The organism is Roseibium sp. QJM3NY_11 (assembly GCF_056173175.1).
The window spans coordinates 2464004-2489079 of record NZ_CM149660.1 but is presented as its reverse complement, the minus strand read 5'-3'; the positions used below and the strand labels follow the sequence as shown (position 1 = coordinate 2489079).

The following is a 25076-nucleotide window of genomic DNA, read 5'->3' as shown; positions in this document are numbered from 1 at the left end:
AGACATTTCAGGAGATGACTCTAAATGATTCGCTTGATCGGGGCAGGTTTGGCATGGATCGGGCGCCACGGAACGGCAGCGCTCGCGGTGAGTATCTTCATCGGCGTCGCCCTGCCTGCCCTCTCGTCCACCATGCGTCCCTATCTGACACTGTCCGTGTTCAGTCTGCTGACCCTCGCCTTTCTGCGCCTCGACGCGGCTGAATTCAGGCAACGCCTGCGTCGGCCGGCGCTGTTGCTTGCCGCGCTGGCCTGGATGATGCTCGGCACGCCCCTCCTGACCTTCGGCCTGATCGCCGCCGCCGGGCCGGAAGCCCTCGGCCCGGACGCCGTCCTGGCCCTGTTCATCGCGACCGCCGCCCCGCCTGTGATGGCGGCCCCGGCCTTCATCTACCTGCTTGGACTGAACGGCACGCTCAGCCTGGCGCTGTCCGTGGCGGCCCTGATCGTGACTCCGCTGACGGCGCCCTTGATCGGCGAGCTGATGCTCGGGCCCTCGCTGCCCCTGAGTGTCGGCGGACTGGCCGCGCAGCTGTCATTGCTGCTCGCGGGCGCATTCGTGATCGCGGCGGCGCTGCGCCGGCTGGCCGGTTCGGAACGCCTCGGCCGAAGCGCCCACCACATCAGCGGCCTGAATGTTGTCCTGCTGCTGATTTTCGCCATTGCCGCCATGGACGGCGTTGCGGCCAGCTTCGCAAGCAGACCGGTCTTCACCCTCGGCCTGACCGCGCTCACCTTCGTACTCGCCCTGGTGCAAATCCTGCTGACGCTGCTGCTGTTCTCACCGGCCAGCCGGGAAGACGCCTATGCCATTGCCCATACCTGCGGCACCCGCAACATGGGCCTGATGGTGGCCGCCCTTGGCGGGACCCTGCCAGAACTCACCTGGCTGTGGTTCGCGGTCGGCCAGTTCCCGATCTACCTGCTGCCGATGATCCTGAAGCCATTCGTCCGGGTCTTCTGCCGCCAGAACGTGAAACCTGTGACGCCGCCGGTGTGACGACCCGGCTGTGATATGCTTGGGTCTCTCCACGTCAACCACTGCCCGGGAGAGTGTCATGCCAATCGTCCGCTCACGTTTCCATTTTCTGGCCGGGAGGCTGCGCTTCTGCGCGGCCGCTCTTCTGGCCGCCTTCAGCCTTGTCCCGGCCGCCGTCGCCGGCGACACGGCCGAGCTTCAGCTTCTCGGGTTCTCAAAGACCGGCGATGTCTTCGCCTTCGAGCAATACGGCGTCCAGGACGGCTCGGGTTTCCCCTATTCGGAGATCTTCGTGATCGATGTGATCGGCGACACCTGGGTACCGCCCTCGCCATTCCGCCTGCGCAAGGATGTCGAGGCCGGCTCGGGCGAAGCCAGCGACAGCGCATTGTCGCAGACCCGCGCCGAAAACCGGCTCGCCGCCCAGCCGCTGCTGCAGGACACGGCGGTCGCCGGCAAGGGCCGGACGATGGGTTTCAACCCGCGTACCGAACTCACCTCCGACCCGCACAAGATGCTGGTTGCCGCCCGCGACACGGTCCAGCCAGGTGACGATCCGATTGACCTCACGTTGAGCCAATACGCTCTGCCCGACGCGCAGTGTCAGGGCTACGGCGCCGAGACAAGAGGCTTCCGGCTGACCATGGTCCGGGGTGGCGTGACCAGGACACTCAACGAGGACAGCGCGGTCCCGGCAAGCCGGAACTGTCCGCTTGCCTACCGGATCGAGCGCTTCGTCACGCATTTTCCGGAACACGCCCCGCCTGTGTTCGCGGTGCTTATCCAGATGGACAGCCTTGGGTTCGAAGGGCCGGACCGCAGATACCTGGCGATAACCGGGCGGCTTTGAACGCCTAAACCGATTGAGCGCCGCAGCGCGGTCTTGCCCGGACGCAAGAGAAGTGGTAGCGCGGCGTCATCATCTGAAGCCGGTTGTCCAGACGACCGTGCCGGCCAATCCGGGAGACTGCCATGCCGCGCGAGATCAAGATCGCCCCGTCCATCCTTGCCTCCGATTTTTCCAAGCTCGGCCAGGAGATCCGCGATGTGGTCGAGGCCGGCGCCGACTGGATCCATCTGGATGTCATGGACGGCCATTTCGTGCCCAACATCACCTTCGGTCCGGACGTGATCGCGAAACTCCGCCCGCACACGGACAAGGTGTTCGACACCCACCTGATGATCGCGCCCTGCGATCCCTATCTCGAAGCCTTCGCCAAGGCCGGCTCCGACATCATCACTGTCCATGCCGAAGCCGGCCCGCATCTGGACCGCTCGCTGCAGGCGATCCGGAACCTGGGCAAGAAAGCCGGTGTCTCGCTCAATCCGTCAACGCCGGAAAGCGTTCTGGAATATGTGCTCGACCGGCTGGACCTCATTCTGGTCATGACGGTCAACCCGGGTTTCGGCGGCCAGAAATTCATCCACTCGCAGATTGAGAAAACCCGGCGCATCAAGGCCATGATCGGCGACCGTCCGATCGACCTGCAGATCGACGGCGGCGTCACCCCGGATACCGCCCCGCTGGTCGCCGCCGCAGGCGCCAACGTGCTGGTCGCCGGATCGGCCGTCTTCAAGGGCGGCACGGTCGAAAGCTACGCAGGCAACATTTCCGCGATCCGCAAGGCCGCCGAAGACGCCTGAACGCACCCGCCGCCTGTCGCGTCTTCCTGGGTGCATGAACCTGATTGCACCAGGCCCCGGGGCGTGCCCCTTCGTGAGCCCTCTACTCGAAGGGGGCAGCCTCGCCGCCCAGCGCGATCTGGAGCGAGTTGCCGAGATGCAGCGAGAGGGCGCGCTCCGTGGCCGCCCGGTCGCGGGCGGCCAGGGCAGACAGAACCTTGAAATGCTCTCCCATGATCCGTCCGGCGTTCGTTCCGGTCACCTTCAGGCGTGATTGCGCCACCATCCGTATCTTGATGGCGTTGACGCGGTAAATATTTTCGATGAGGCTATTGCCCATGGCCGCCACGAACGCGGCGTGCATGTTCCAGTCCGCCCGCTGGATGCGATCGAGCAGATCGGCCGAAACGTCCTGCCCGGCATTCAACAGTTCCGCTTCCAGGGCTTTCTGGCTATCGATGAAACCGCGGATCGTCGCATCATCAAGATTGCGGATCATGTCCGGGACGGCGGTGTGCTCGATCATCGCGCGCACCTGGTAGGCTTCGCGAACGAATTTCACATCGAGGCCCGGCACCATGAGCCCCTTCTTGGGGACCGTCAGGAGCAGGCCTTCGGCCTCGAACCTCGGCACGGCCTCACGCACGGACCCCAGCGTTGCCCCGGTCAGGGCCACGAGCTCGCGCTGCGAGATCAACTGGCCAGGCGCCAGCCGCCCGGAATTCAGAAGATCCTCGATCCTGTCATAAGCCCGCCGACGGAGCGCGCCGTCGCCTGCGACCCGTTCGTCGTGCTCCCCCCGGCTGCGGTCCGGAGCGGGGTAGATCGGTGGCTCACTCATGGCGTTCCCACAAAAATCATTGCTAACATGTTACTGACATGTTAGTTCGATGTCCAGGTTGACGGTACAAACTGTCAGGGTTTGTGCACAACCGCTCAAAAAAAGCAAAACTACCTGGGAGGAAATCGAAATGTCACTGACCCGCCGCAGCTTCTCCGCTTGCGCTCTCGCGCTGAGCCTGATGGTGTCCACCGCCCATACCGCGTTCGCGCAGGACAAGGTCACCCTGCGCCTGTCGACACCCGCCTCCGAAACCGATCAGCGCAGTGTGTCGCTGGCGGAGGTCTTCGGTCCGGCCGTCACCGAATTTGCCGTCTACGAGCCGCATTACAATGCCTCGCTCATCGCACAGGGCGCCGAACTGGAGTCGATCGCCACGGGCGATCTGGAAATGTCGATCGCATCGGCCCAGGAACTGGCCACGTTTTTCCCGGAGTTCTCGATCTTCACGGCCGGCTATGTTCACCAGAGCGCCGAACACCAGGTCGCCGTCTTCAACGACGCGGTGATGGACCCGTTCAAGCAGAAGGTTGAAGACGAACTGGGCGTCAAGCTCCTGGCCGTCATGTATCTCGGCAAGCGCCATGTGAACCTGCGCTTTCCGCGCTCCGAAAAGGACGTGAAGACGCCGGAAGATCTTGCCGGCGTCAACCTGCGCATGCCGGGCAGCGATGCGTGGCAGTTCCTCGGGCGCGCACTTGGTGCCAACCCGACCCCGATGGCCTTTACGGAAGTCTACACCGCGTTGCAGACCGGATCCGTCGACGGTCAGGACAATCCGCTTCCCACTGTCGTCGACGCCAAGTTCTACGAAGTCACCAAGCAGATCGCCCTCACCCAGCATCTCGTCGACCTGAACTATATCGCCTTTTCCAAGGCGGTCTGGGATGAGCTCAGCGCCGACCAGCAGGCAACCCTGCAGAAGGCGGCGACCGATGCGGCGGAAGCAGCCCGCAAGGCGCAGCTCAAGAAGGAAGAAGACCTTGTCTCCTTCCTGAAGGAACAGGGCCTCGACATCTATGAGCCGGATCTGGCCGCCTTCCGCACCACGGTGCAGCAGAAATACCTGAGTTCAGAGCTTGCCGCCGCCTGGCCCGAGGGCGCGCTGGACCGCATCAACGAACTCGGCAACTGAGCCCCTCGCACTGCGGCAATGGGCTGACCCTTGCCGCGGTGCGAACCGGCCCGTTCGGGACATGACCGGATATGCGCGATTTCCTACGTCTGCTGCGCCGATTTGGCGAAGCGGTGACCGCCCTCTTCATGCTGCTGATCTTCGCGACCTTCATCATCCAGATCGCGATCCGCTACGGTGCGCGTATCGATGGGCTTGTCGCGGTGCTGCCTTTCCTGAACCCGGACCTTTACGGGTGGACGCTTGAATTCTGTCTTGCGCTCTGGGTCTGGCTCATCTTCTGGGGCAACGCCTTTGTTGTCCGCAGGCAGGACCACGTGACGTTCGACATCCTGTCCGCAAGCGTGCCGCGCCCGGTCGGGCGTCTGTTTCTGGGCCTCACCGGACTGGCGGTCGGCATCGGCTTTCTCGCCTCCATCGAGCCCACCTGGGGCCGCTTCGCGATCCTGCGCATCAAGAAAACCGCGACCTTGAGCAGCCTTCTGGGTGACTGGATCCGCATGCGCGACATCTATTCGATCTACCTCGTGTTTCTGGCCGTCGTCGGCCTGCGTGCCCTCTGGTCGACCGCCGAGGCGATCCTCGGCCGGGAGCTCCCCGCCAGGACAGACAAGACCGGAGGGGACGACGCATGACGACCGAGTTTCTTCTTTGCCTGACGGTCCTGTTTGTTCTGGCCGCCATGGGCGCGCCGATCGCCCATGCCATCCTCGTCGGCGCCTTCGTCTACCTGATCGCCGACGGCAAGAGCATCGGCGTTGCCGGCAAGGTGCTGATGGACGGGCTCTACCAGAGCTTCATCCTGCTGGCCGTTCCGCTGTTCATCGTCGCGGCAAACATCATGAACGCCGGAACCGTATCCGACCGTCTGCTTCAATTCTGCGTGGCCCTTGTCGGACGGTTCCGCGGCGGGCTCGGACATGTCAACGTTCTGGCGTCGCTGGTCTTTTCCGGCATGTCCGGGTCGGCGGTCGCCGATGCGGCAGGTGTCGGCAAGGTCATCATCTCCATGATGACGAAGTCAGGCCACTACACCCGCGGTTATGCGGCCGCCATCACGGCGGCTTCGGCCACGATCGGCCCGATCATTCCCCCTTCGATCCCGATGGTGCTCTACGCCCTCGTCTCCAACACCTCCATCGGCTACCTGTTTCTGGGTGGAATCCTGCCGGGCCTGCTGATGGCCGCCGTGCTGATGACAATGAACTTCTGGATTTCGCACATACGCGGCTTTGCGGTTGAGGATCCCGTACCGCTGAGCGACATCCCGAAGGTCACGTTTCAGGCGTTTCCCGCCCTGCTCATGCCCGCCATCCTGCTCTACGGCATCTATGGCGGCGTGACGACACCGACGGAAGCCGCCGCCGTCGCCGCGCTCTATGCGCTGATCCTGGCCGCGGTCTTCTACAGGTCCCTGAGCCTGCGGGGTTTCTACGAAATCCTCGTCACCAGCGCACGCTCCTCCGCGGCCGTCGGCCTTGTCATCGGCGGCGCCCTGATCCTCAATTACATCGTCGCCTCGGAGAACCTGCCGAACCGGGTCGCCAGTGCCCTTGGCGGCCTTGACGTTGATCCGCTGCTGTTCCTGCTGTGTGTGAACCTGCTGATCCTGCTGCTCGGCTGCCTGCTGGATGCCTCGACGATCATCCTCGTGATCATTCCCCTGTTCATCCCGTCCTGCCGGGAACTGGGCATCGATCTCGTCCATTTCGGCGTGGTCGCCATCGTCAACTGCATGATCGGCCTGATCACACCGCCCTACGGCATCCTGCTGTTCGTGATCAACGCGGTCACACGCATTCCCCTTGTCGAGATCATCGGGGAAATCTGGTGGTTCCTGGCAGTGCTCGTCTTCGCGCTTCTTCTTCTGATCCTGTTCCCCGGCATCACCCTGTGGCTGCCCGAACTGATGGGCTACGCCGGCTGATCCGGCCTTCAACCTTGGACTTGAACATGCAACACGTATTCTCAGGCGTTTTTCCGGTGGTGCTGACGCCGTTTCATGGCGACGACCGCATCGACTGGGACGGCTATGCCCGGCTCCTGGACTGGTATGTCGAGATGGGCGCCAATGGCCTGTTCGCGGTCTGCCAGTCTTCCGAGATGCAGTACCTGAGCCTTCAGGAGCGTCGGGATCTTGCCCGCTTCACAGTGGAGCATGTCGCCGGACGCCTGCCGGTCGTCGCCTCCGGCCATGTCTCCGACACTCCAGACGAGCAGAAGGCCGAACTCAAGGCGATGGCGGAGACCGGTGTCGATGCGCTGGTCTTTGTCACCAATCGGTTTGCAGGTGCTCAGGATCCCGAGGGAACACTTCTGGAGCGCATGAAGGACGTGATCAATGTGCTTCCGCCGGAGCTTCCGCTGGGCCTGTACGAGTGCCCGGCTCCCTACCGGCGGCTCTTGAGCGATGACGAATTGAAGTGGTGCGCGGACAGCGGCCGCTTCCGGTTCCTGAAGGACGTTTCCTGCGATCTGGAAATCGTCCGGCGGCGCATGTCACTGACTGCCGGAAGCCCGCTCGTCATCAACAACGCGAACGCCGCAATCGCCCTGGATGCAATAGGGGCCGGCTGCCGGGGGTTTTCCGGGGTGATGAACAATTTTCACCCGGACCTTTATCGCTGGCTGCTGGACCACGGCCCCGGCGAACCGGAGCTGGCCCGCGAACTGGAAACGTTCCTTGTCCTGTCCGCGCTCAGCGAAGCGTTCGGCTATCCAAAGCTCGCCAAGCGGTTCCACAAGCGGCTCGGCACCTTTGCCAGCGACCACTCGCGCGCGGTGCCCTACGATGTCGCCGAAAAACACTGGGCGATCGACGCGATCCTGGACAGGATCATCTTGGGTGCCGCCAGCATGCGTGAGAAGATCCGGGCGTCAGCCGCCGAAGACTGACGGACAGCGTCAACCGAACGTGCGCCTGCCGCAATGCGCGGGCGGTCTGCCGGGCCCGGAGCGGCCGGAGTTCCGAACCTTTCGATGCGCCAGCCTGCCCCGCAATGACACGTCCGGACCCGCAACCGGTCCAGTGTGTCTTTCCGTCGGGCCACAGCCTCGGCTAAGCTCGTGTCCAGACAGGGATCGGGGGATTCGCTTTGGCGCATATGCAACGCAATATCGGGCTGCTGGGCCTCACCTTCATAGCCATCAGCGGCATTCTGGGGTCGGGCTGGCTGTTCGCCCCCTTGCTCGCGGCCCAGGCCGCCGGGCCGTCCGCCCTGATTGCCTGGGTGATCGGCGGCTTTGCCATGCTGCTGCTCGCGGCCACCTTTGCCGAAATCGCCTCAATTCTGCCGGTTGCCGGCGGCATCGGCCGGGTGCCGCATTTCTCCCATGGCTCGGTGGTCTCGATGGCCATGGGCTGGACCGCCTGGGTCGGCTACAACACCACGGCCACAATCGAAGTGGAAGCGGTCCTGCGCTACTCCAAAAGCCTTGCACCCTGGCTGTACAGCGAAGCAGACCATCTGACCGCGCCCGGAATTGGCGTTGCCTGCGTGCTCCTGGCGGTCTTCACGGTGTTCAATGCCTTCGGCGTGAAATTCTTCGCGCGGATCAACACGGCGCTCACCTGGATAAAGATCCTGGTGCCGGCGCTGCTGGCTGGTGTCATCCTGACGTTGGAATTCCGCATCACCAATTTCAGCGACTATGGCGGCTTCGCCCCCGAAGGCCTCAAGGGCATTCTGTCGGCCATATCCACCGGCGGTGTGATCTTCGCCCTGATCGGTTTTCGCCACGTCATCGACATGGCCGGAGAAGCCCGCAATCCCAAGGTCAACGTGCCGCTCGCGCTGGTCATCAGTCTCCTGGTCTGCCTGGTGATCTACGGCGCCCTGCAAGTTGCCTTTCTCGGCGCGCTCGATCACGACCAGCTTCAGGGCGGCTGGCCGCAGTTGCATTTCTCCGGGGACCTCGGCCCCATGGCCGCCCTTGCGACCGCCGTCGGCGCGCTCTGGATCGTCAGCATTCTCGATACCAGCGCCCGCATTTCCAGCTTCGCCTCCGGCCTTGTCTCCGTCGGCTCCAATGCCCGGCTCGGTCTCGCCATGGCCCAGAACGGGCTGTTTCCGAAATTCATAGAAACCCTGTCGGCCCGGGGCGTGCCATTGTTCGCGCTGGTCGTGAATTTCGTTGTCGCGGCCCTGTTTTTCGTGCTGCTGCCCTTCAACGAAGTGATCGCCCTCAACACCTCCTCGATCGTCATGTCGTTCATTGTCGGACCGGTCGCGGTGCTGGCCTTCCGGCGGCTGTTGCCGGATGCGCCGCGGGCGTTTGTGCTGCCGGCAGCGCCTGTCACCGGCTGCTTCGCCTTCATTGTCGCCACCTTGATCATCTACTGGAGCGGCTGGGACACGATGCTGCATCTGGGCCTCTGCCTTGCGGTTGGCTTCGCACTGATGCTTTACCGCAACTGGCTGGGCGGGTTCGACAGTCTCGACTGGCGCGAGGCTGCCTGGCTCGCACCGTTTCTCGTCGGGATCATGCTGTTCTCCTGGCTCGGGTCTTTCGGCGGCGGGTCCGGTCTCATTCCGGTCGGACCGGACATCGCGGTCGTCGCGGTGCTGGCGACGGGCGTCTATGTGTTTGCCGTCCGCCTCCGCCTGAACAAGGACAAGTTCGACCGCTACATGGCCGAGGAAAAAATGGACGAACAGATGGAATATGGCCCGGACGGCACTGGCGTCTAGAAAACACCCGCGCCTGAACCCGGACGCCTGCCGCGGCACCCCGCCCCGCATGCACACAGCCTCGCAGCGGGTGTGTCTCTGTCCGTCGGATCAGGACGGCGGCGCGAACCGGGACCGGCCTGGTTTCACACGCTCCGGGTCTGGATTTGACCGGCGCCAATCTGCTGGTCGCCGACCGGGCGGTGTTCAAGGCTGAAACTGTAGAGAGTTTCGCAGCCAACAGCTTGGCGATCCGCAACACCACGATAAAGACACAGACCACGATCAGCAGCCGATCCTTCGAGATGGACCTGGCGGTCCTCCTCAGGATGAGGCGGGTGTGTGTTGCATCTTGCGGCTTTCAACCCCGCCAACCTCAGCCGAGACGGACCTGGCAGCTTTCTTCAGGACGAGGTCGGTGTGTGTCGCATCCGGCGGGCTTTCAAACCCACCAACCTCAGCCGAGACGGACCTGGCGGCTTTCTGCAGCATGAGGCGGGTGTGTGTCGCATCTTGCGGGCTTTCAACTCCACCAACCTCATCCTGAGGAGCTTGGCGCAGCCACGCGTCTCGAAGGATCGGCCCGTTGCTCATGTCGACGTCACACCCCGCCGCGAAAGCCCCGGAAGCAGGGCGAAGTCCCCCCGGATCAAGGCCTCTTTCTTCTCGCGCCGCCACCCCTTGACCTGCCGCTCGCATGAGATGGCATCCGTCACCCGCTCGAAATGGCAATCAAAGACGAGTTCGACGGGTCTGCGACGCGCTGTGAAGCCGTCATTGAGACCGAACTGATGCTCGCTCACCCGGGTCTCCAGATCTTTTCGCGTAAGCCCGGTGTAGTAGCTGCCGTCCCTGCATTTCAGAATGTAAACCGTGGCACCCATTCAGCGACTATACAGAATTTTGCAATTCAAACGGGTTTTTGAGCGCGTGCAGCCGATCCTTCGAGACGGACCTGGCGGTCCTCCTCAGGATGAGGTCGGTGGGTGTTGCATCTTGTGGCCTTCAACCCAACCAACCTCAGCCGAGACGGACCTGGCGGCTTTCTTCAGCATGAGGCGGGTGTGTCGCATCTTGCGGGCTTTCCCCCCCACCAACCTCATCCTGAGGAGCTTGGCGCTGCCAAGCGTCTCGAAGGATCGGCCGCACACCGGGCAGTCCCCTCCCCTCAACTGTAGAGCCGACCGGGTCGTGTGGCGGTCTCCGGTCGGACCAACCGGTCAACCAGCCCCGTCGGAAAAAGCTCCAGTCCCTTCACCGCGAGTTCTGCCGGAGACACCCATTTCGCCGTACCGAGGCTGACACCGGCGTCCTCGATGGCGATGCTGTCCATCTTGTAGAACTTGTTGTCGTTGAAATGAGCGTGGCACAGGAAGACGACCTCGTGACCGGTCGTTCCGTGGTGCTCGTAGATATTCTCCATGACGAAATAATTGTCGAGCAGGGTGATCCGCGCGCCGAGCTCTTCCAGGAATTCCCGTTGCAGGGCATCGCGCCAGGGTTCGCCGAACTCCACCGTGCCGCCCAGGGGACGCATTCCGGTGACCCTGCCGCTGTCATCTTGAACATCCCACAAGAGCAGGGCGTCGTCCTGCCAGATCAGGGCCATGGCCTTGACCGCAATCGACGTGGCCGGCCGCCAGATCGTCATCCGCCTCTCCTTCAAAAATGCCCCTGGGACTGCCGAGATCGATAAAATTCACATTGTGCGGCTGTCCTGCAAGCAAAATCCGCCATGCCGCATTGAAGCGACTGGCCCCCTCTGCTATTCCGCAGCCAGAATTCCTGAAAAACGAGGTCCTGCCAGCGATGATCCCGCGCTATTCCCGTCCCGACATGGTTGCCATCTGGTCGCCGGAATCGAAATTCCGCATCTGGTTCGAGATCGAGGCCCATGCCTGTGACGCCCTGGCCGAGCTCGGCGTGATCCCGAAGGAAGCCGCCAAAACGATCTGGGACAAGGGCGGCAGCGCCACCTTCGACATCGAGCGCATCGACGCGATCGAGCGCGAGACCAAACACGACGTCATCGCTTTCCTGACCCATCTTGCCGAAATCGTCGGTGACGACGCCCGCTTCATCCATCAGGGCATGACCTCGTCGGACGTTCTGGACACCTGCTTCAGCGTTCAACTGGTCAAGGCGACCGACCTGCTGCTGGCCGACATGGACGCGCTGCTGGCCGCGCTCAAGCGCCGCGCGATGGAACACAAGGACACGGTCTGTATCGGCCGTTCCCACGGCATCCACGCAGAACCGGTCACCTTCGGCCTGAAGATGGCCGAGGCCTACGCCGAATTCGACCGCTGCAGGACACGCCTTGTGGCCGCCCGCGCGGAAATCGCCACCTGCGCCATTTCCGGTGCCGTCGGCACCTTCGCCAACATCGACCCGGCTGTCGAGGAGCATGTCGCCAAGGCCATGGGCCTTCAGGCCGAACCGGTCTCCACACAGGTGATCCCGCGCGACCGCCACGCCATGTATTTCGCCACCCTCGGCGTGATCGCCTCGTCGATCGAGCGCGTGGCCACCGAGATCCGTCATCTGCAGCGCACGGAAGTCCTGGAAGCGGAGGAATTCTTCTCCAAGGGCCAGAAGGGCTCCTCGGCGATGCCGCATAAGCGCAATCCTGTGCTGACCGAAAACCTGACCGGTCTGGCCCGCCTTGTGCGCGGTTTCTCGATCCCGGCCATGGAAAATGTCGCGCTCTGGCACGAGCGCGACATTTCGCACTCGTCCGTCGAACGCATGATCGGTCCGGACGCGACCGTCACCCTTGACTTCGCGCTCGTCCGCCTGACCGGCGTCATCGACAAGCTGATGGTCTATCCGGACCGGATGACCGGCAACATGGACCGTCTCGGCGGCCTCGTGCACTCCCAGCGCATTCTGCTGGCCCTCACCCAGGCAGGCTCCTCGCGCGAGGACGCCTACCGTCTGGTCCAGCGCAACGCCATGAAGGTCTGGGACAGCTACCAGGTCGCCGGCTCCGCCTCCGTCGATTTCCTGAGCGAATTGTTGGGCGACGCCGACGTGCGCAAGTATCTCTCGGAAGAAGACATCCGCGACCGCTTCGATCTCGGCTATCATACCAAGAACGTCGACACGATCTTCAAGCGGGTGTTCGGGGAAGACTGATACGCACCCGCCGGTGATCGCGCAACCCGCTTGCCCTTGCCGGATCGGCCAGGCCCGGCCGGGTCGGACAAGGACGAGAGCAAGGGCGATGAGCAGGGTCACCGGTTCATTGATGCCAATTGATATCAGCGGCGGGGTCTCATGAAAATCGCGGTCATTTCAGACATTCACGGCAACGTCCTGGCCCTGGAGGCCGTTCTTGCGGATCTCCGGGCCGAGGCGCCCGACATCATCGTCAATCTGGGCGATTGCGTTTCCGGCCCGCTGTGGCCGGAGGAAACCGCCGCAATCCTCAGGGAGACAAACTGGCCGACCGTGCGCGGCAATCACGACAGGATCGTGCTCGACGACCCGGTTGAGAAGATGGGACCGACCGATGCCTTCGCCGCCGAACGCCTTTCGGCGGAAAGCCGGACGTGGCTGGCGACCACGCGGCCGACCATCCGGCTGAACGACGACATCTTCCTGTGTCACGGCACACCAGACAATGACAACCGCTACCTGACCGAGAAGGTCGAGGGCCCCAAGGGTCATCTGCCCGACGAGGACACCCTCCTGAGCGAACTGAAGGGCGAGACCGCATCCGTCGTCTGCTGCGGCCATACCCATATTCCCCGCCTGATCCGTCTTCAGGAAACCGGGCAGATCCTTCTCAATCCGGGCAGTGTCGGACTGCCGTCCTATGAAGACACCCACCCGCACCACCATGTCATGGAGGCCGGCAGCCCCCATGCCCGCTACGCGTTGATGACCAGCAATGGCGGTGCCTGGAACTTTCAGGAAAAGATCCTGTCCTACGACTGGGACGCCGCGGCGCTCGAAGCGCAAAAGAACGGCCGCTCCGGCTGGGCGCGCGCCCTGAAACACGGGTTTTACGGGCCGCTCTCCTGATCCGGACCACCGGTCTTTCTCCTGGGCTGCGGAACCGGCGCGCCCTTACAGCGTTTTCAAACCACAAGGATGGAGACACACATGAAATTCAAAGCACTTGTTCTCAGCGGCATCATGTCCAGCGCCTTTCTGCTCGGCGGTCCGCTTCCGGCCAACGCCGTTCCCCTGGCCCCGTTGAACCCGGCGGTCTCGCAGCACACAGACGCCGCCCCGCTCGTGCGCGCTGATCACCGTCCCGGACACCGCAGCAACGGGCACCAGGGCAATCGCGGGCCGAACTACCACAACGGCCACCGCGGGTATCGCAAGCCGCGCAAGGGCTACCGGCAGCACAATGGCTGGTGGTTCCCGCCTGCAGCCTTTTCCCTGCGCATCGCACCGGCTCCGAGGAACACCGGGCCGCGATACGTTCCAGGTCACGGGCCCGATCCCAGGCATGGTCGTCGTCAAGCCCGCGGCCTGACACCGGCCCATTATCAGTGGTGCAACCAGCGTTACAGGTCCTACCGCTCCGCCGACAATACCTTCCAGCCGTACAACGGTCCGCGGCGCGCCTGCGTCTCCCCGTTTACGCGCTAGTACCGGGAGCGCGTTCAGACCTCGCGATTGCTTCCCTGAGAGGATCCGGGGCGCCGTCTGGCGCCCTCATCTCCTGTCCAGGCGCTGAGTGGCGGTTTGAAAGCATTTCGGCCAAGGTTTGAAAGTCGGCAAACCCGCCGGCTTTCCCGCTGCCTGGAAGGAGCGGTTTGACAAGGTCCCCGGTCATCTGTCAGAGAGCGGCACAAAGTCCGAACGCAGCGAACGGGTGCCCCCATGAAGATCTCAGAGACCGATATTCTGCTCATCCCCGGATACGGCAGGACGCTCCCGGGTCACTGGCTGCTGCGCTGGCGGGACAAGATGGCGAGCGCCCGTGTCGTAAGCCAGGCCGAGCAGCACCGTCCCGGCCGGCAGGCATGGCTGGACACGCTGGTGAAGGAAGTCGACGCCGCCGGCAAACCGGTTGTCCTGGTCGCCCATTCGCTCGGCTGCATTCTTGTTGCCCATGGCGCGCATGTGCTCAAGGACAAGATCCGGGGCGCGTATCTGGTTGCCCCGTCCGACTGGGACCGCGACGGCCTGGTGCCGGAATTCGACGGCGGCGATTTCAAGCCGATCCCCAGAGATCCTCTGCCCTTTCCGGCCCATCTGGTCGCCAGCCGCAACGATCCCTATTGCGATTTCGAACGTGCCCAGGACTTCGCCAAGGCCTGGGGCACGACCTTTCAGGACGCGGGCGAGGCCGGTCACATCAACCTGGAAAGCGGCCACGGCCCCTGGCCCGAAGGCATGATGTCCTTCGCCCATTTCATGAAACGACTGGGCTGATTCTCAGGGCTTTTTCGCACCGGTCTCAGCGCAGTGAACCGGAGGTCGCCTCTTCCACTTCGCGCTGTGCCTCGTCAATGGCATCGCCGACAAACGACCGGTCGATGCCGTGTGTGATCAGGCTGAAGCCCTGACCGATGGCCTCCCGCACCTTGCCCGCGTTCATGCAGAAGATGCCGGCAATCTTGCCTGCCTTCACCGCCTTGTCCGCGATTGCAGCGCAGACCTTCGCCGTCGCGTCGCCGTTGGGATCGAGCCCGGCTCCGTTCGACAGGGACAGCGACAGGTCGCTCGGCCCGACGAACACGCCATCGAGTTCTGGAACCGACAGGATCTCGTCCAGCGCGTCAATGGCGTCCTGGGTCTCGATCATGGCGAGTGAGAGCGTTTGCGCGTTCGCGATCTGCCGGTAGGCTTCCTGGGTCTGGCCGTTGAGCATCGCCGCGCGGAACGGCGACCAGCTCCGGTCGCCGACCGGGGGATATTTGACCGCCCTGGCGAACTGGGTCGCTTCCTCTTTCGAATTGATCATCGGGGCAATCAGGCACTCGGCGCCCATGTCGGCCAGCCGGCCGGCCAGCGCGTTGTCGCCGACCGGAACGCGGGCAATCCGGTGGGCACCGCCCAGGGCCGTCGCCGCGAGCGCTTCGCAGGCCGAGGCAAAGTCGTACATGCCGTGCTGAAGGTCGATTGTCACCGCTTCATAGCCACCCCTGGCCATCATTTCAGCGATCATCGGTACACACAGCACGGACCAGCCTGTGATCACCGGCTTTCCCGACCGCAGCTTGTCCGCAAGATTGTTTGTTTCCGTCACGGGCGTTCTCCTCTTCTGGGAGAGCATCAAATCCGCCCTGACTGCTCGCCGCAAGGGCGTTTTGCAGGAAGATGTCAGGTTGGCCCTGTCTGCCGGAATTTAATGTCGGCAGGCCAGACGAAAAACGCCCACCGGGACAGGCGGGCGTTTCTGAAATTTTCAAGCGCCTTGAAGCGACGTCAGCCTTCGTTCTGCAACTGGTCGACCGCAGTCGCCATCAGCTCGTCCATGGTCCGGCGAATCTGGTGGTCGGACTGGTCGACCTTGCCGTTGTCGAAGTCAGCGCGGATCTTGCGGAACACGTCTTCATCGCCCGGCTCCTCGAAATCGGCGCGAACGACTTCCTTGGCATAGTCCTGCGCCTTGTCACCCTCGTAACCCAGGAGCTCCGCAGCCCACAAACCCAGCAGTTTGTTGCGCCGGGCGTTCGCCTTGAACCGCAGCTCCTCGTCATGCGCAAACTTGTTTTCAAATCCCTGTTCGCGCTTGTCGAATGTGCTCATACCTGTCGTCTCCTGAATTGCGCTGATGCAATTACCCACATATGGGGTTGATCTGGTCTCTTGCATATCCCTGCAAGGCCCGCAAATCAACGCAGTACCTTCACTCATGCGCCGAAAGCATAACCGCTCTGCGCATTCCTTACCCCGCAAGCACCAAACTTAGATTGTACTTTTGTCCCGCTTCGGGTAAGTTCCGCGCCGCAAATCAGGGCATTCTGCCATCTCGTGCCTGCCGGTCGACGGCGTACGTCCCGGTGGAAAAACAGACAAGGTACACAATGGCCCTGCACGAGTTTCTCTAAATAGCAAAACGGTATAGCCAATGAACCGCCGCCGGCGCATTTATGAAGGTAAGGGCAAGATCCTTTACGAAGGACCGGAACCGGGAACCCTGGTTCAGCACTTCAAGGACGACGCGACTGCCTTCAACAACAAGAAACACGAGATTATCGACGGCAAGGGCGTGCTCAACAACCGCATCTCCGAGTTGATATTCAACAATCTGAACGCAATCGGCATTCCGACCCACTTCATCCGCCGCCTCAACATGCGCGAGCAGTTGATCCGGGAAGTGGAGATCATTCCGCTGGAAGTGGTCGTGCGCAATGTCGCCGCCGGCTCCATCGCCAAGCGGCTCGGTCTGGAGGAAGGCACACAGCTGCCCCGCTCCATCATCGAGTTCTATTACAAGAACGATGAACTCGACGACCCGATGGTTGCCGAGGAGCACATCACCGCCTTCGGCTGGGCAACCCCGCAGGAACTGGACGACATGATGGCGCTGGCCATCCGGGTCAACGATTTCCTGTCCGGCCTGTTCCTGGGTGTCGGCATCCGGCTTGTCGATTTCAAGATCGAATGCGGCCGCCTGTTCGAAGGCGACCTGATGCGCATTGTCGTGGCCGACGAGATCTCTCCGGACAGTTGCCGTCTGTGGGACATCGAGACCAACGACAAGATGGACAAGGACCGGTTCCGCCGCGATCTGGGCGGCATGCTGGAAGCCTATCAGGAAGTCGCCAAACGCCTCGGCATCATCCTGGGCACCGAGCGTCCGATCGGCTCCGGTCCGACCCTGGTGCAGTAAACTCCGCGGATCCGGAGCAACATGCGTTCCCGTGACCGCATGTTGCTCCGGCACGCTCTCCCATATGCCGCTCACTCAAACCCGAGTGATCATCACCACAAGATCAGGAAATTTTCCGGACCCGGAACAACCGCTTTCTTGCGTTGGTTTCCGATGAACGATCGTGGCCGCGCAATCGCCTGAACTGCCTCAACAGCCTGAACTGATTGAAATTGACCGAATTCAATCTACGATATCGGCCTTGTTGCATGGATAGATTTTTTAAAAAATCCTTTTAAAGTAATGACTTGCCTTAGCCATCCCGGGATCTGCTGCACGCTGCCAGCGGATTTCAATTGAATTTCATAGCAAATTTGCTATATTTCAAGAGGATTTCGGAAACCGATGACAACTTTCAAGGTGGAGCCCGTGCCAGGTTGCGAAGACGAGATTGTGGAAGAATTTTCCAGGCTCTCGCTCCCCTGTGCCAATGGATTTGCAAGCATGTTGGATATTCTTGAGGAAAATGATCCGAGCCTCAACGATCGATGTGGCCAACTCGCTGACCAGTTCGAACTCTATGCGGTCCCCCTTCCCGATTGCCCCAGAAGGGTGCTGATACTCTCGATCGATCAGAAAGCATCCGGTTTCCCCCGCTGGATACATGGCACCCTGCCTGTTTCCGAAAAGGCTTGCGAACGGGGCAGCCGGATCGCAATCCGGCAATTCGGCCTTGTCGATCCGACATGGGAGAAAAGACAATGAGCAACGACAACAAGTCCTTCCGCAAACGTATGCGTGACGCGCGTCCGGATGTCGTCGAGCGGCAGGAAAAGCACGCCCGCAAGCAATCCATTGCGAAAAAGCTCCGTGCGCTTCGCGATTCGCGCGCGATGACCCAGAGCGACGTTGCAAGGAAGTCGGGCATGACCCAGTCGGTCATCGCACGAATGGAGGCCCTTACCGGCCCCGTGCCCGGGCTTGAATCGATAGAGCGCTATGTCGTGGCCTGTGACGGCCATCTGGCTCTGACAATCTCTCCGGACCAGATCGACCATGGTCAGGAACAGGAGCTCGTGCTCGCCTGATGTTTTCATTCGGCTGGTGGTTGAACCTGGCGACGTTTTCCGGGATCGCGCTCCTTGCGGTTCCCGTCTGGGACCTCAATTCCCGAAAACGCCGGCTTCACCAGGTCCAGCAGGCGGACAATGAAGCCGAGAACGACAGCCAGTTTCGCGCACGCACACGCAAAATTCTCGCCGAAAAACACAGGAAAAACGTGGAAGGTTGGCGCTGGCGGGATCAGGCGTGCCTGTTGATCGGATACATACTGCTTCTCGGCGCGGCAGCCGTGCGGATAGCATGTCCTGAAAGCCTGTAATGACCGGACATTTACAAATCCACCGAGGTCAATTGCCCGAAAAACCCGGGCCGGTTCCCTGTTTTTGATAAAAACCGAGAAAACAAAGACCTGTCTTTCCGTCTGATGCCATCCGGACCTGCGCAACACTCCCCCGGCTCATTTCGGAAGATTATCCGTTTTTTTGAACGGCCTGCCTTTCCAGACCACGCCAAGCTGGTGTAATCAGCCTTCCAACAGGCTTGATCAGCGAACCTCCGGGCGCAACCGGCTGGAGATAAAAAAGCTGATCGGTTTCAAAGCGGGCGAGCTTCTTGTCTGCGTTCAACAGAACGCGGGATGCTCCGGCCCGGCGCTGACGGAGACAGGACCCCATGAAAGCACGTGTGATCGTCACCTTGAAAAACGGTGTGCTCGATCCTCAGGGAAAAGCCATTGAGGGGGCCCTCGGCGGCCTGGGTTTTGACGACATCGGGTCCGTCCGGCAGGGCAAGATCTTCGATGTCGAACTGACAGGGTCGGACAAGGATGCCGCAAGGACCGAGCTGACACAGATGTGCGAAAAGCTGCTCGCCAACACCGTCATCGAAAACTACGCTATCGAAATCGACTGAAGTCCGGTCAGCTGCCATGGATGAAGACACCCGCAAGGCAATCACATTGCTTGCCGTCAAGGCGGCCGTTTTCATTCTGGTTCCGGCCCTGGCGGCCTTCATTGCCGTCATCGTTCTGCTCTAGGTCATGGGTTCACAAATGAAAACCGCCGTCATCGTTTTTCCGGGTTCCAACCGCGACCGAGACATGTTCCATGCCCTGGAACTGATCACCGGCACCAGGCCGCAAAGCGTCTGGCACACGGAAAGCACACTTCCGGACGTGGACCTTGTGGTGGTGCCCGGCGGGTTTTCCTACGGCGACTATCTGCGTTCCGGCGCCATCGCCGCCCGCTCCCCAATCCTCAAGGACCTGGTGGCCAAGGCCAACAGCGGTGTTTCTGTCTTTGGCGTGTGCAACGGTTTCCAGATCCTGACCGAAGCCGGCCTGCTGCCCGGTGCCCTGATGCGCAACGCGGGCCTGACCTATGTCTGCAAGGAAGTCAGGATCGAAACGGTCAATACCGCGACCCGTTTCTCCTCCAGGTTCCTCAAGGGCCAGGTCTGGCGCTGCCCAGTGTCCCACCACGACGGCAACTATTTCGCCGACGAAGACACGCTCAAACGTGTCGAGGACAATGACCAGGTGGTGTTCCGCTATGCCGAAGGCACCAATCCGAACGGTTCGATCAACGACATTGCCGGTGTCACCAACAAGGATGGCAACGTGCTTGGAATGATGCCGCACCCGGAAAACCTGATCGAGCCGCTCCATGGCGGCGTGGACGGCAGAATGCTTTTTGAAAGCCTGCTCCGCGCCGCGTAGGGCTCCTGCGAACCCGACCTCATTCAACAGGTTCGTCAACGGTCCCGGGATGCGCGCGCCCCGGGAACAACCAACTGGTCGCAACGCCACCGGCGCCGGTGCGCGTCCTGCTCGGCTCGCCCGCAATCGGAAGCGGATGCCGCTCTGCAGCGGAGCGACACCATTGCCGGGCGGTGCCTGGGTAGTCCCCGATGGTATCGCACGCCAGCCGCGCCACCTGGGGAGACGCCACGCTGGTTCCCGACATCCGGACCCAGCTTCCACATCTTGAGCCGGCGCTGTAGATCCCGCGAAGGACGACACTGGTATCGCTTTTCGTGACGAGGTCGGGCCCGGTCCGGTCCGGAGTGCCTTTACGCCTGCCCGGCACGACAGGCCCTGCCGACGAATACGGCGACAATTCTGCGCTTTTCATCGTCCAGGCACCGACAACAACCGGAGACTGTCCGCAGCCGAATCCGCTGAGTGTCCCGGATCGGCGCACCGGACAGTCGCTGTTCGGCGGATCGACCGGAAGTGGTGCTCCGAAACGGTCATATCGTATGTACGACGGATTGCTGAAGAAGGCCTGCCTTGCACCGGTTTGAAAGCCGGGCAAGGTCTCGTCGCGGCGTACCCAGACATGAAAAGGCTCGACAGGCACGTTTTCGGTGCGGTGGATTTTGATCTTCCAGACGCCGGCGCTGGCCAGGGCACAGTTCGCCTCAAGGCTGCCCGTGGGATTGAGCAACAGGGTGACCAGCCCGCGCGACGTCGGAAAGCCCACGAACTGATAGGCCAGCCGTGCGATTTCATGTCCCGTGCCGTCGACCAGGCTGACATGCTCCCCGGGCTGGGTCTGGATGCCGGCCTCTTGCCCCCCGAACGGCGGCGTCACGGAGATCCTGGCGAAGTCGGGCTGGTGATCCGGATCGCAGGTCGGCAGCCAGATCTGGAGCTGCGACAAAGTCCGGTCGTCGGGCAACACCGTCAGGTCGAGGCAGGCGTCTTTTTCCGGCTCCTTTCCTGTATCCACCGCGTGCAGGCGCTGCAGGTTGCTGTTGCCCGCGGGAAGTGTCAGCCACGCCTTCTGGCGATTGCAGCCATCGGTGGCCTCCCCCAGGTAATATTCGAATATCTGTGCGAACGGACCTGTCCCGTCGTGAGGCCCCGCCGTATTGCCATAGGAAAAGTTGATCACCACGGGCGCCAGCGCACCGCTCTCCGTGCGAAACCGTCTGGCCTGCTTCATCAGGTCATGAAACGCCAGATAGAGCAGCGGCAGACTGTCGGACCCCGTGGTGTCCTCGACCACGAACATCGGCAGCGCGGCGCAAATAATCGGCCTGGTCTCGCACTGCTCCCACATGTGATGGCCAGCAGCCAGCGCGCCCACATGCGTTCCGTGAGACCTGCGCAAGGCCACATTCGAGATCACCTGTTTTCCAGGGACGACCTGACCGGATTTTCTGTAGAATAGGTCTTCATCCAGATAGCCGCCATAATTGCAGTCTTCCAGGAGACGCTCGGTCTCCGCGCGGGCCAGGATCCGCCCCATGGAACTGTGCGAACCCCGTTCCGTCGGCAATGTTCCCATGAGCCAGGCATGCTCGATCCGGCTTTCGCTCGCGCCGGTCCGGAACAGGTCATGAGCGATGGCGATCGAATCGTCGATGACCGCCTGGACCACCGTGTCGTCCGAGACGGTAATCTCGCTTGTGGAGGGAGAAACGGCGGACCGGTCGAGATACCGTTCCGGGATCGCCGCCCCCAGATGCACAGAGGTGACGCCAAACGGATTGCCTGCCCGGTTCAGCCTCGAAATCAGCGGAGTGCGCGCGAAGATCGCGACCGGTTGGCGCTTTGGTTCCGTTGCCCTGTCGGCTGCGTCATAGGCAGCCGGGATCAGAAGATCCCTGGCAAATCTCTTGGTCTTCGCCTTGAATTGATCGATGCTGGTGTCCTCCAGCTCGATCAGGACGGACCACCAGGTTTTGCGTCGGCCTTCGCTATAGAATTGGTTCTGGCGTGTCAGCCGGTAGTCGGTGACATGGTCCAGCACCGGCCACTTGCTGATTTCGGGATTCAAGGTCCAGTCTGTCATGGACTCGCCTTTCGCATGGATCGACGGATGTTCATTGTGAACCGCGTCAACATCCCGAAGTTGATCGTTCGAAGATGCCTCGGGATCGGTGGACAATCGGGTTTCGGTGCGGGCCCCTAGTCGTGAGGGTCTCTCCACTCGTCAACGGCCTTGGCCCGGAGCCACTCGAGAATTTCCGATTTCACCCGTGTTCCGGACGTGGAATGATCCTCGGCCGTTGCCCAGATTTTCCCGCCGGTGGCGGATTCTCTTTTCTGGCGATCGTCGGCGGCCGAATACAGGGCGTGCCAGTCAAAATCCTCGGCGGGATCGAAACTCGGACCGTCGAACGTGGCGCTCGTCCAGGCCGGGCCGCCACTCAGTGCACTGACATGGTCCGCCAAGGTCAAACCGAGCAAGGCCCCCGCGACACTGTCGACGGGAAAATGAACGCCGGCCACCGTGCGGTTGATTGCAATGCGCGCCGCGAGCCGCATCAGCATATCGCCCCAATAGGCCTTGTCGTTATACTGCGGGGTCTCGCTCTCGATCAGGATCTTCCAGAGCAGCCGTGCCATCAGAAACGCTTCCGTGGCATGGCCGCTGGGCAGCGAGCCGTGGGTCGGTGTCGGGATCATCGGCTGGATCTGTGGCGAGAACTCGATCGGGCGCTTGATGGCCAGGGCGAATTTCATGCGCTGGATCACCGGCAGTGAAAAACTCAGCGCGGCGAACAGGAACTCCAGAGTGTAGGGCGTACGTGCGCCATTGAGGAAATTGATGGACGCAAAGAAGGGCGTCGGCACACCGAGCTGCGCCACGATCTCCGCCGCGCGGTCCTGACGAATTTGCGCGTAGCCGGAAACCTGATCCAGCTGTATCCGGAACTGGTCAACTGTCGGTGCCTTCAGCGACACCATCTTTTCAAAGCTGACCGACCTGTCCTTGCCGGTTTCCGCACCGCGCCGCCACAGGGTCGCGGTCGGCTGGCGCTTTCCCGTTCTGACGGTGATATCGACACTCGGCCCGAGGATCGACTGATAGATCGCGGCGCGCTCGCCGGCGGACAGACGCACCAGGTTTTTGACACTGTCCGGCAGGCCGGGTTCAACCGGGGAAATATCGTCAAGCCGGGTGCCTACGATCCCGTCCCTGGTGGTGAGAAGCGCCTCGGCCAGAAGCGGGCTCTCACCGCCATTCGCGGCAAGCCCGTTGAGACCGTTCAGGCCGTTCAGGCCATTCAGACCGTTCAGACCGTTGAGGCCATTCAGACCGTTGAGGCCGTTCAGACCGTTGTAGGCGCCCAGGGCACCTTCTGGAAAAAAGCTCATGTGTCCCCCTGTTTCAATCGTTCCCGGTCAGTCGGGAATTCCCGCCAAGCGCATCAGCTCGGCAACCTTGCGGCCCATCTCGTAGTCAGCGCTAGGTGAAGCACGCAGCCACGTACTGACCCGGATGTCGGGCTGAAGCCGCAGGAGTTCCCGGGCTGTTCGTCGGGCGCTGTCGACATCCCCTGTCCCGGCCTGTGCGACCGCCAGTGTGCGTATTGTGGAACTGTGCGACCGGTTGAGCCGCAGCGACTCCTTGGACAGGGTCACCGCGCGCGCATAATTTTCGACCGAAATATTGGCCCCTGCCGCCTGGACAAGGAAAATGAAGCGGTGCGGATCAAGCGGCGCAAGATGCAGCGCCCGTTCGGTGTCCCGCTTTGCGTCTGCACCCCGGTCGCGGAAGGCGGCGAGCATACCGCGCAGTGCCCTCGCCTGGGCATCGTTGGGATTGGAGACAAGCGCTGCGCTGTAGCGGTCCTCGGCCTCGTCAAGCCTGAGCGCCAGGTTGACCAGCACCTGGCCTTCGCACACCAGCGCCAGTCCGTGTTCAGGTTCCAGATCCAGAGCGCGCCCGGTGTAGTGCAGTGCGGCACTCGCTTCCCTGGCAGGATCGTCGGCCCATCCCTGGACCGCGCGCAAAACGTGCCATCTGGCAAGCCAGGCCAAGGGAGCGGGATGGTTGGGCACCTGTGCGCTGACATATTCCAGATATGTTTTTGCCTGATTGAATTCCCTCGGCGTCAGCCGGTACATCAACCCGACGGCCCCTTGCAGAATGCTGAACAGCTTGAGGCTCTGCAGGGGGCGCGACTGCAGGCGGCGCAGCTCGTTCAACGTGATCGCCTTGCGGATGCGGGTCACGATCTGATGAACGCTGTCGGTATCCTGAAGAAAGGAATCCAGTTGACGTTCGAACCGGTCAGACCAGAGGACAAACTGGGTCTCCGTTTCGCAGAACTCCACGGAAACGATGATCCTTCCGCCCCGGCACACAACATAGCCCGACAGGATGAAATCAGCCCGCAACTGGTGACCGGCGCTGCGTAGGCCACCTGTGGGACTGCCCATTGACGACGACGAGAACCAGGAAATGATATTGACGTCTTCCGCCAGGGACAGAGCCGTGGTGATGTCATTGGCAAACAACGCCCCCAGGCTTTCGTCCTGGCTGCCTGCCTGCGCCTTGAACGGCAGGATCGCCAGGGTCGGCAGCACGTCCTTGGGATCGAGCTGGGGCAGCAGGGACTCGGCCGGCCCGCTCGCACGCGGACGATCAAGCGGATGGGCTGCGCCGGCGGCAGTCGGCCCGTGTGCTCCCGTGGTCTCCGGTTCCCTGGCAGCGACCGGCAGCCGAGCTGAGCCTGTCGCCTCCGGGTCCACCCTGCCGTTGAGAATGTAGCCCCTTTTGGGAACGGTCCTGAGAAGGACCCGGTCCCTGTCCTGAAGAGCTTTGCGGATGTCGGCGATGCACTGTGTCAAGCTGTCGTCGGTGACGGCGATGTCCGCCCAGACTTCCTGCACAAGTTCATCGCGCGTCACCAGGTTGCCCAACCTGCCCGCAAGGAGTTGCAATACCTTCGCCGACTGGGAACGCAGGACTGTTTCTTGGCCATTTGCTGAAACCAGGCGCTGGGAATGGCAAAAATATTTCACGTCGCCAAACAGAATTCTTTCAGGCGCTTCGGCTATCTCCAGCAAGTGTTTCTTCATCCTTGTGGCGCTGACCTGTCGGATTGGACTTCTGGGAAAGCCTCCGTATCGAACGCTGCGCTTCGCAGTCGCCCGAAATCGCGCTGATGAACCGCCCCGAAGACCCCTCGGGAAGATATCACCTTTCGTTTTCGCGCAATAGTCGCAATTCTCAAGGATATACA

General features: G+C 62.0%; 27 protein-coding genes. 19 read left to right on the top strand and 8 right to left on the bottom strand.

The features are described 5' to 3' along the window. Window positions 1–24: 24 nt before the first annotated feature. From AC0VX3_RS11435 to rpe, 3 genes are all read left to right on the top strand, one after another. Window positions 25–999 carry a sodium:proton symporter gene (locus AC0VX3_RS11435; RefSeq protein ID WP_475524802.1) on the top strand — a complete coding sequence of 325 codons (975 nt, stop codon included), beginning with the start codon at window positions 25–27 and terminating at the stop codon, window positions 997–999. A gap of 58 nt (window positions 1000–1057) precedes the next feature. Then, the gene (locus AC0VX3_RS11430; RefSeq protein ID WP_475524801.1) at window positions 1058–1828 is read left to right on the top strand and encodes a DUF2259 domain-containing protein; all 771 of its coding nucleotides are present in this window, start codon (window positions 1058–1060) and stop codon (window positions 1826–1828) included. Between the two features lie 122 nt (window positions 1829–1950). After that, on the top strand, window positions 1951–2622 hold the full coding sequence (gene rpe, locus AC0VX3_RS11425) for a ribulose-phosphate 3-epimerase (RefSeq protein WP_475524800.1): 672 nt from the start codon (window positions 1951–1953) through the stop codon (window positions 2620–2622). Window positions 2623–2704: 82 nt separating this feature from the next. Here the strand turns inward: rpe and AC0VX3_RS11420 are convergent, their stop codons facing one another. After that, complete coding sequence (locus AC0VX3_RS11420) at window positions 2705–3442, bottom strand: GntR family transcriptional regulator (protein WP_475524799.1); 738 nt, start codon at window positions 3440–3442, stop codon at window positions 2705–2707. Window positions 3443–3572: 130 nt separating this feature from the next. Between AC0VX3_RS11420 and dctP the strand changes: the two genes are divergently transcribed. The 5 genes from dctP (at window position 3573) to AC0VX3_RS11395 (ending at window position 9268) form a co-directional block, all read left to right on the top strand. After that, window positions 3573–4577 carry a TRAP transporter substrate-binding protein DctP gene (gene dctP / locus AC0VX3_RS11415; protein WP_475524798.1) on the top strand — a complete coding sequence of 335 codons (1005 nt, stop codon included), beginning with the start codon at window positions 3573–3575 and terminating at the stop codon, window positions 4575–4577. Window positions 4578–4648: 71 nt separating this feature from the next. Then, on the top strand, window positions 4649–5212 hold the full coding sequence (locus tag AC0VX3_RS11410; protein ID WP_475524797.1) for a TRAP transporter small permease: 564 nt from the start codon (window positions 4649–4651) through the stop codon (window positions 5210–5212). Then, window positions 5209–6504 carry a TRAP transporter large permease gene (locus AC0VX3_RS11405; RefSeq protein WP_475524796.1) on the top strand — a complete coding sequence of 432 codons (1296 nt, stop codon included), beginning with the start codon at window positions 5209–5211 and terminating at the stop codon, window positions 6502–6504. Before AC0VX3_RS11410 ends, AC0VX3_RS11405 begins: the two co-directional genes overlap by 4 nt. Window positions 6505–6530: 26 nt before the next feature. Next, on the top strand, window positions 6531–7472 hold the full coding sequence (locus tag AC0VX3_RS11400) for a dihydrodipicolinate synthase family protein (RefSeq protein ID WP_475524795.1): 942 nt from the start codon (window positions 6531–6533) through the stop codon (window positions 7470–7472). A 209-nt stretch (window positions 7473–7681) separates the two neighbouring features. Then, window positions 7682–9268, top strand: a complete 1587-nt coding sequence (locus tag AC0VX3_RS11395; RefSeq protein ID WP_475525167.1) for an APC family permease — start codon at window positions 7682–7684, stop codon at window positions 9266–9268. 569 nt (window positions 9269–9837) lie between these two features. Here AC0VX3_RS11395 and AC0VX3_RS11390 read toward each other — a convergent pair. Both AC0VX3_RS11390 and AC0VX3_RS11385 read right to left on the bottom strand, forming a co-directional pair. Beyond that, entirely contained in the window at window positions 9838–10131 is a 294-nt protein-coding gene (locus AC0VX3_RS11390; protein WP_475524794.1) for a GIY-YIG nuclease family protein, read from the bottom strand. A 284-nt stretch (window positions 10132–10415) separates the two neighbouring features. After that, the gene (locus AC0VX3_RS11385) at window positions 10416–10898 is read right to left on the bottom strand and encodes an NUDIX hydrolase (protein WP_475524793.1); all 483 of its coding nucleotides are present in this window, start codon (window positions 10896–10898) and stop codon (window positions 10416–10418) included. 158 nt (window positions 10899–11056) lie between these two features. On the opposite strand from AC0VX3_RS11385, the gene purB reads away from it, so the two are divergent. The 4 genes from purB to AC0VX3_RS11365 all read left to right on the top strand — a co-directional run bounded on the left by purB (window position 11057) and on the right by AC0VX3_RS11365 (window position 14644). Next, the gene (gene purB / locus AC0VX3_RS11380) at window positions 11057–12385 is read left to right on the top strand and encodes an adenylosuccinate lyase (RefSeq protein ID WP_475524792.1); all 1329 of its coding nucleotides are present in this window, start codon (window positions 11057–11059) and stop codon (window positions 12383–12385) included. Window positions 12386–12526: 141 nt separating this feature from the next. After that, window positions 12527–13276: a metallophosphoesterase family protein gene (locus AC0VX3_RS11375; RefSeq protein WP_475524791.1), complete on the top strand. Its 750-nt coding sequence runs from the start codon at window positions 12527–12529 to the stop codon at window positions 13274–13276. A gap of 81 nt (window positions 13277–13357) precedes the next feature. Further along, a complete protein-coding gene (locus AC0VX3_RS11370) occupies window positions 13358–13855 on the top strand; it encodes a BA14K family protein (RefSeq protein ID WP_475524790.1) in 498 nt (165 codons plus the stop codon). Between the two features lie 234 nt (window positions 13856–14089). Then, a complete protein-coding gene (locus AC0VX3_RS11365) occupies window positions 14090–14644 on the top strand; it encodes an RBBP9/YdeN family alpha/beta hydrolase (RefSeq protein ID WP_475524789.1) in 555 nt (184 codons plus the stop codon). Window positions 14645–14669: 25 nt separating this feature from the next. Here the strand turns inward: AC0VX3_RS11365 and AC0VX3_RS11360 are convergent, their stop codons facing one another. Then, entirely contained in the window at window positions 14670–15461 is a 792-nt protein-coding gene (locus AC0VX3_RS11360) for an HpcH/HpaI aldolase family protein (protein ID WP_475524788.1), read from the bottom strand. Between the two features lie 179 nt (window positions 15462–15640). Next, window positions 15641–15964 (bottom strand): DUF1476 domain-containing protein, encoded by a 324-nt coding sequence (locus tag AC0VX3_RS11355; protein ID WP_475524787.1) that lies wholly within the window; start codon window positions 15962–15964, stop codon window positions 15641–15643. Between the two features lie 322 nt (window positions 15965–16286). Here AC0VX3_RS11355 and purC point away from each other — a divergent pair, with 322 nt between their 5' ends. The 7 genes from purC (at window position 16287) to purQ (ending at window position 19809) form a co-directional block, all read left to right on the top strand. Continuing rightward, window positions 16287–17051: a phosphoribosylaminoimidazolesuccinocarboxamide synthase gene (gene purC / locus AC0VX3_RS11350; protein WP_342892195.1), complete on the top strand. Its 765-nt coding sequence runs from the start codon at window positions 16287–16289 to the stop codon at window positions 17049–17051. Window positions 17052–17435: 384 nt separating this feature from the next. Beyond that, a complete protein-coding gene (locus AC0VX3_RS11345; RefSeq protein WP_348149164.1) occupies window positions 17436–17795 on the top strand; it encodes a hypothetical protein in 360 nt (119 codons plus the stop codon). Beyond that, window positions 17792–18118, top strand: a complete 327-nt coding sequence (locus AC0VX3_RS11340; protein ID WP_475524786.1) for a helix-turn-helix domain-containing protein — start codon at window positions 17792–17794, stop codon at window positions 18116–18118. Before AC0VX3_RS11345 ends, AC0VX3_RS11340 begins: the two co-directional genes overlap by 4 nt. Then, complete coding sequence (locus AC0VX3_RS11335) at window positions 18118–18411, top strand: hypothetical protein (RefSeq protein WP_342892192.1); 294 nt, start codon at window positions 18118–18120, stop codon at window positions 18409–18411. The genes AC0VX3_RS11340 and AC0VX3_RS11335 overlap by 1 nt, the downstream gene beginning before the upstream one ends. Window positions 18412–18764: 353 nt before the next feature. Further along, entirely contained in the window at window positions 18765–19004 is a 240-nt protein-coding gene (gene purS / locus AC0VX3_RS11330; RefSeq protein WP_342892191.1) for a phosphoribosylformylglycinamidine synthase subunit PurS, read from the top strand. Between the two features lie 16 nt (window positions 19005–19020). Further along, window positions 19021–19128, top strand: coding sequence for a phosphoribosylformylglycinamidine synthase-associated small membrane protein (locus AC0VX3_RS11325; protein WP_342892190.1), 108 nt, complete (start codon window positions 19021–19023; stop codon window positions 19126–19128). Between the two features lie 15 nt (window positions 19129–19143). Beyond that, entirely contained in the window at window positions 19144–19809 is a 666-nt protein-coding gene (purQ, locus tag AC0VX3_RS11320) for a phosphoribosylformylglycinamidine synthase subunit PurQ (RefSeq protein ID WP_342892189.1), read from the top strand. Between the two features lie 19 nt (window positions 19810–19828). Here purQ and AC0VX3_RS11315 read toward each other — a convergent pair whose 3' ends face one another. From AC0VX3_RS11315 to AC0VX3_RS11305, 3 genes are all read right to left on the bottom strand, one after another. Continuing rightward, window positions 19829–21892, bottom strand: coding sequence for a S8/S53 family peptidase (locus AC0VX3_RS11315; RefSeq protein WP_475524785.1), 2064 nt, complete (start codon window positions 21890–21892; stop codon window positions 19829–19831). Window positions 21893–22008: 116 nt separating this feature from the next. Next, window positions 22009–23202, bottom strand: coding sequence for a phosphatase PAP2 family protein (locus AC0VX3_RS11310; RefSeq protein ID WP_475524784.1), 1194 nt, complete (start codon window positions 23200–23202; stop codon window positions 22009–22011). Window positions 23203–23229: 27 nt separating this feature from the next. After that, entirely contained in the window at window positions 23230–24912 is a 1683-nt protein-coding gene (locus tag AC0VX3_RS11305; RefSeq protein ID WP_475524783.1) for a winged helix-turn-helix domain-containing tetratricopeptide repeat protein, read from the bottom strand. Window positions 24913–25076 lie beyond the last annotated feature (164 nt).

What these genes read in the sequence shown, in the direction of transcription:
- AC0VX3_RS11435 (WP_475524802.1), top strand. Translation starts at nt 25, where the DNA reads ATGATTCGCTTGATCGGGGCAGGTTTGGCATGGATCGGGCGCCACGGA.
- AC0VX3_RS11430 (WP_475524801.1), top strand. Translation starts at nt 1,058, where the DNA reads ATGCCAATCGTCCGCTCACGTTTCCATTTTCTGGCCGGGAGGCTGCGC.
- rpe (WP_475524800.1), top strand. Translation starts at nt 1,951, where the DNA reads ATGCCGCGCGAGATCAAGATCGCCCCGTCCATCCTTGCCTCCGATTTT.
- AC0VX3_RS11420 (WP_475524799.1), bottom strand. Translation starts at nt 3,442, where the DNA reads ATGAGTGAGCCACCGATCTACCCCGCTCCGGACCGCAGCCGGGGGGAG.
- dctP (WP_475524798.1), top strand. Translation starts at nt 3,573, where the DNA reads ATGTCACTGACCCGCCGCAGCTTCTCCGCTTGCGCTCTCGCGCTGAGC.
- AC0VX3_RS11410 (WP_475524797.1), top strand. Translation starts at nt 4,649, where the DNA reads ATGCGCGATTTCCTACGTCTGCTGCGCCGATTTGGCGAAGCGGTGACC.
- AC0VX3_RS11405 (WP_475524796.1), top strand. Translation starts at nt 5,209, where the DNA reads ATGACGACCGAGTTTCTTCTTTGCCTGACGGTCCTGTTTGTTCTGGCC.
- AC0VX3_RS11400 (WP_475524795.1), top strand. Translation starts at nt 6,531, where the DNA reads ATGCAACACGTATTCTCAGGCGTTTTTCCGGTGGTGCTGACGCCGTTT.
- AC0VX3_RS11395 (WP_475525167.1), top strand. Translation starts at nt 7,682, where the DNA reads ATGCAACGCAATATCGGGCTGCTGGGCCTCACCTTCATAGCCATCAGC.
- AC0VX3_RS11390 (WP_475524794.1), bottom strand. Translation starts at nt 10,131, where the DNA reads ATGGGTGCCACGGTTTACATTCTGAAATGCAGGGACGGCAGCTACTAC.
- AC0VX3_RS11385 (WP_475524793.1), bottom strand. Translation starts at nt 10,898, where the DNA reads ATGACGATCTGGCGGCCGGCCACGTCGATTGCGGTCAAGGCCATGGCC.
- purB (WP_475524792.1), top strand. Translation starts at nt 11,057, where the DNA reads ATGATCCCGCGCTATTCCCGTCCCGACATGGTTGCCATCTGGTCGCCG.
- AC0VX3_RS11375 (WP_475524791.1), top strand. Translation starts at nt 12,527, where the DNA reads ATGAAAATCGCGGTCATTTCAGACATTCACGGCAACGTCCTGGCCCTG.
- AC0VX3_RS11370 (WP_475524790.1), top strand. Translation starts at nt 13,358, where the DNA reads ATGAAATTCAAAGCACTTGTTCTCAGCGGCATCATGTCCAGCGCCTTT.
- AC0VX3_RS11365 (WP_475524789.1), top strand. Translation starts at nt 14,090, where the DNA reads ATGAAGATCTCAGAGACCGATATTCTGCTCATCCCCGGATACGGCAGG.
- AC0VX3_RS11355 (WP_475524787.1), bottom strand. Translation starts at nt 15,964, where the DNA reads ATGAGCACATTCGACAAGCGCGAACAGGGATTTGAAAACAAGTTTGCG.
- purC (WP_342892195.1), top strand. Translation starts at nt 16,287, where the DNA reads ATGAACCGCCGCCGGCGCATTTATGAAGGTAAGGGCAAGATCCTTTAC.
- AC0VX3_RS11345 (WP_348149164.1), top strand. Translation starts at nt 17,436, where the DNA reads ATGACAACTTTCAAGGTGGAGCCCGTGCCAGGTTGCGAAGACGAGATT.
- AC0VX3_RS11340 (WP_475524786.1), top strand. Translation starts at nt 17,792, where the DNA reads ATGAGCAACGACAACAAGTCCTTCCGCAAACGTATGCGTGACGCGCGT.
- AC0VX3_RS11335 (WP_342892192.1), top strand. Translation starts at nt 18,118, where the DNA reads ATGTTTTCATTCGGCTGGTGGTTGAACCTGGCGACGTTTTCCGGGATC.
- purS (WP_342892191.1), top strand. Translation starts at nt 18,765, where the DNA reads ATGAAAGCACGTGTGATCGTCACCTTGAAAAACGGTGTGCTCGATCCT.
- AC0VX3_RS11325 (WP_342892190.1), top strand. Translation starts at nt 19,021, where the DNA reads ATGGATGAAGACACCCGCAAGGCAATCACATTGCTTGCCGTCAAGGCG.
- purQ (WP_342892189.1), top strand. Translation starts at nt 19,144, where the DNA reads ATGAAAACCGCCGTCATCGTTTTTCCGGGTTCCAACCGCGACCGAGAC.
- AC0VX3_RS11315 (WP_475524785.1), bottom strand. Translation starts at nt 21,892, where the DNA reads ATGACAGACTGGACCTTGAATCCCGAAATCAGCAAGTGGCCGGTGCTG.
- AC0VX3_RS11310 (WP_475524784.1), bottom strand. Translation starts at nt 23,202, where the DNA reads ATGAGCTTTTTTCCAGAAGGTGCCCTGGGCGCCTACAACGGTCTGAAC.
- AC0VX3_RS11305 (WP_475524783.1), bottom strand. Translation starts at nt 24,912, where the DNA reads ATGAAGAAACACTTGCTGGAGATAGCCGAAGCGCCTGAAAGAATTCTG.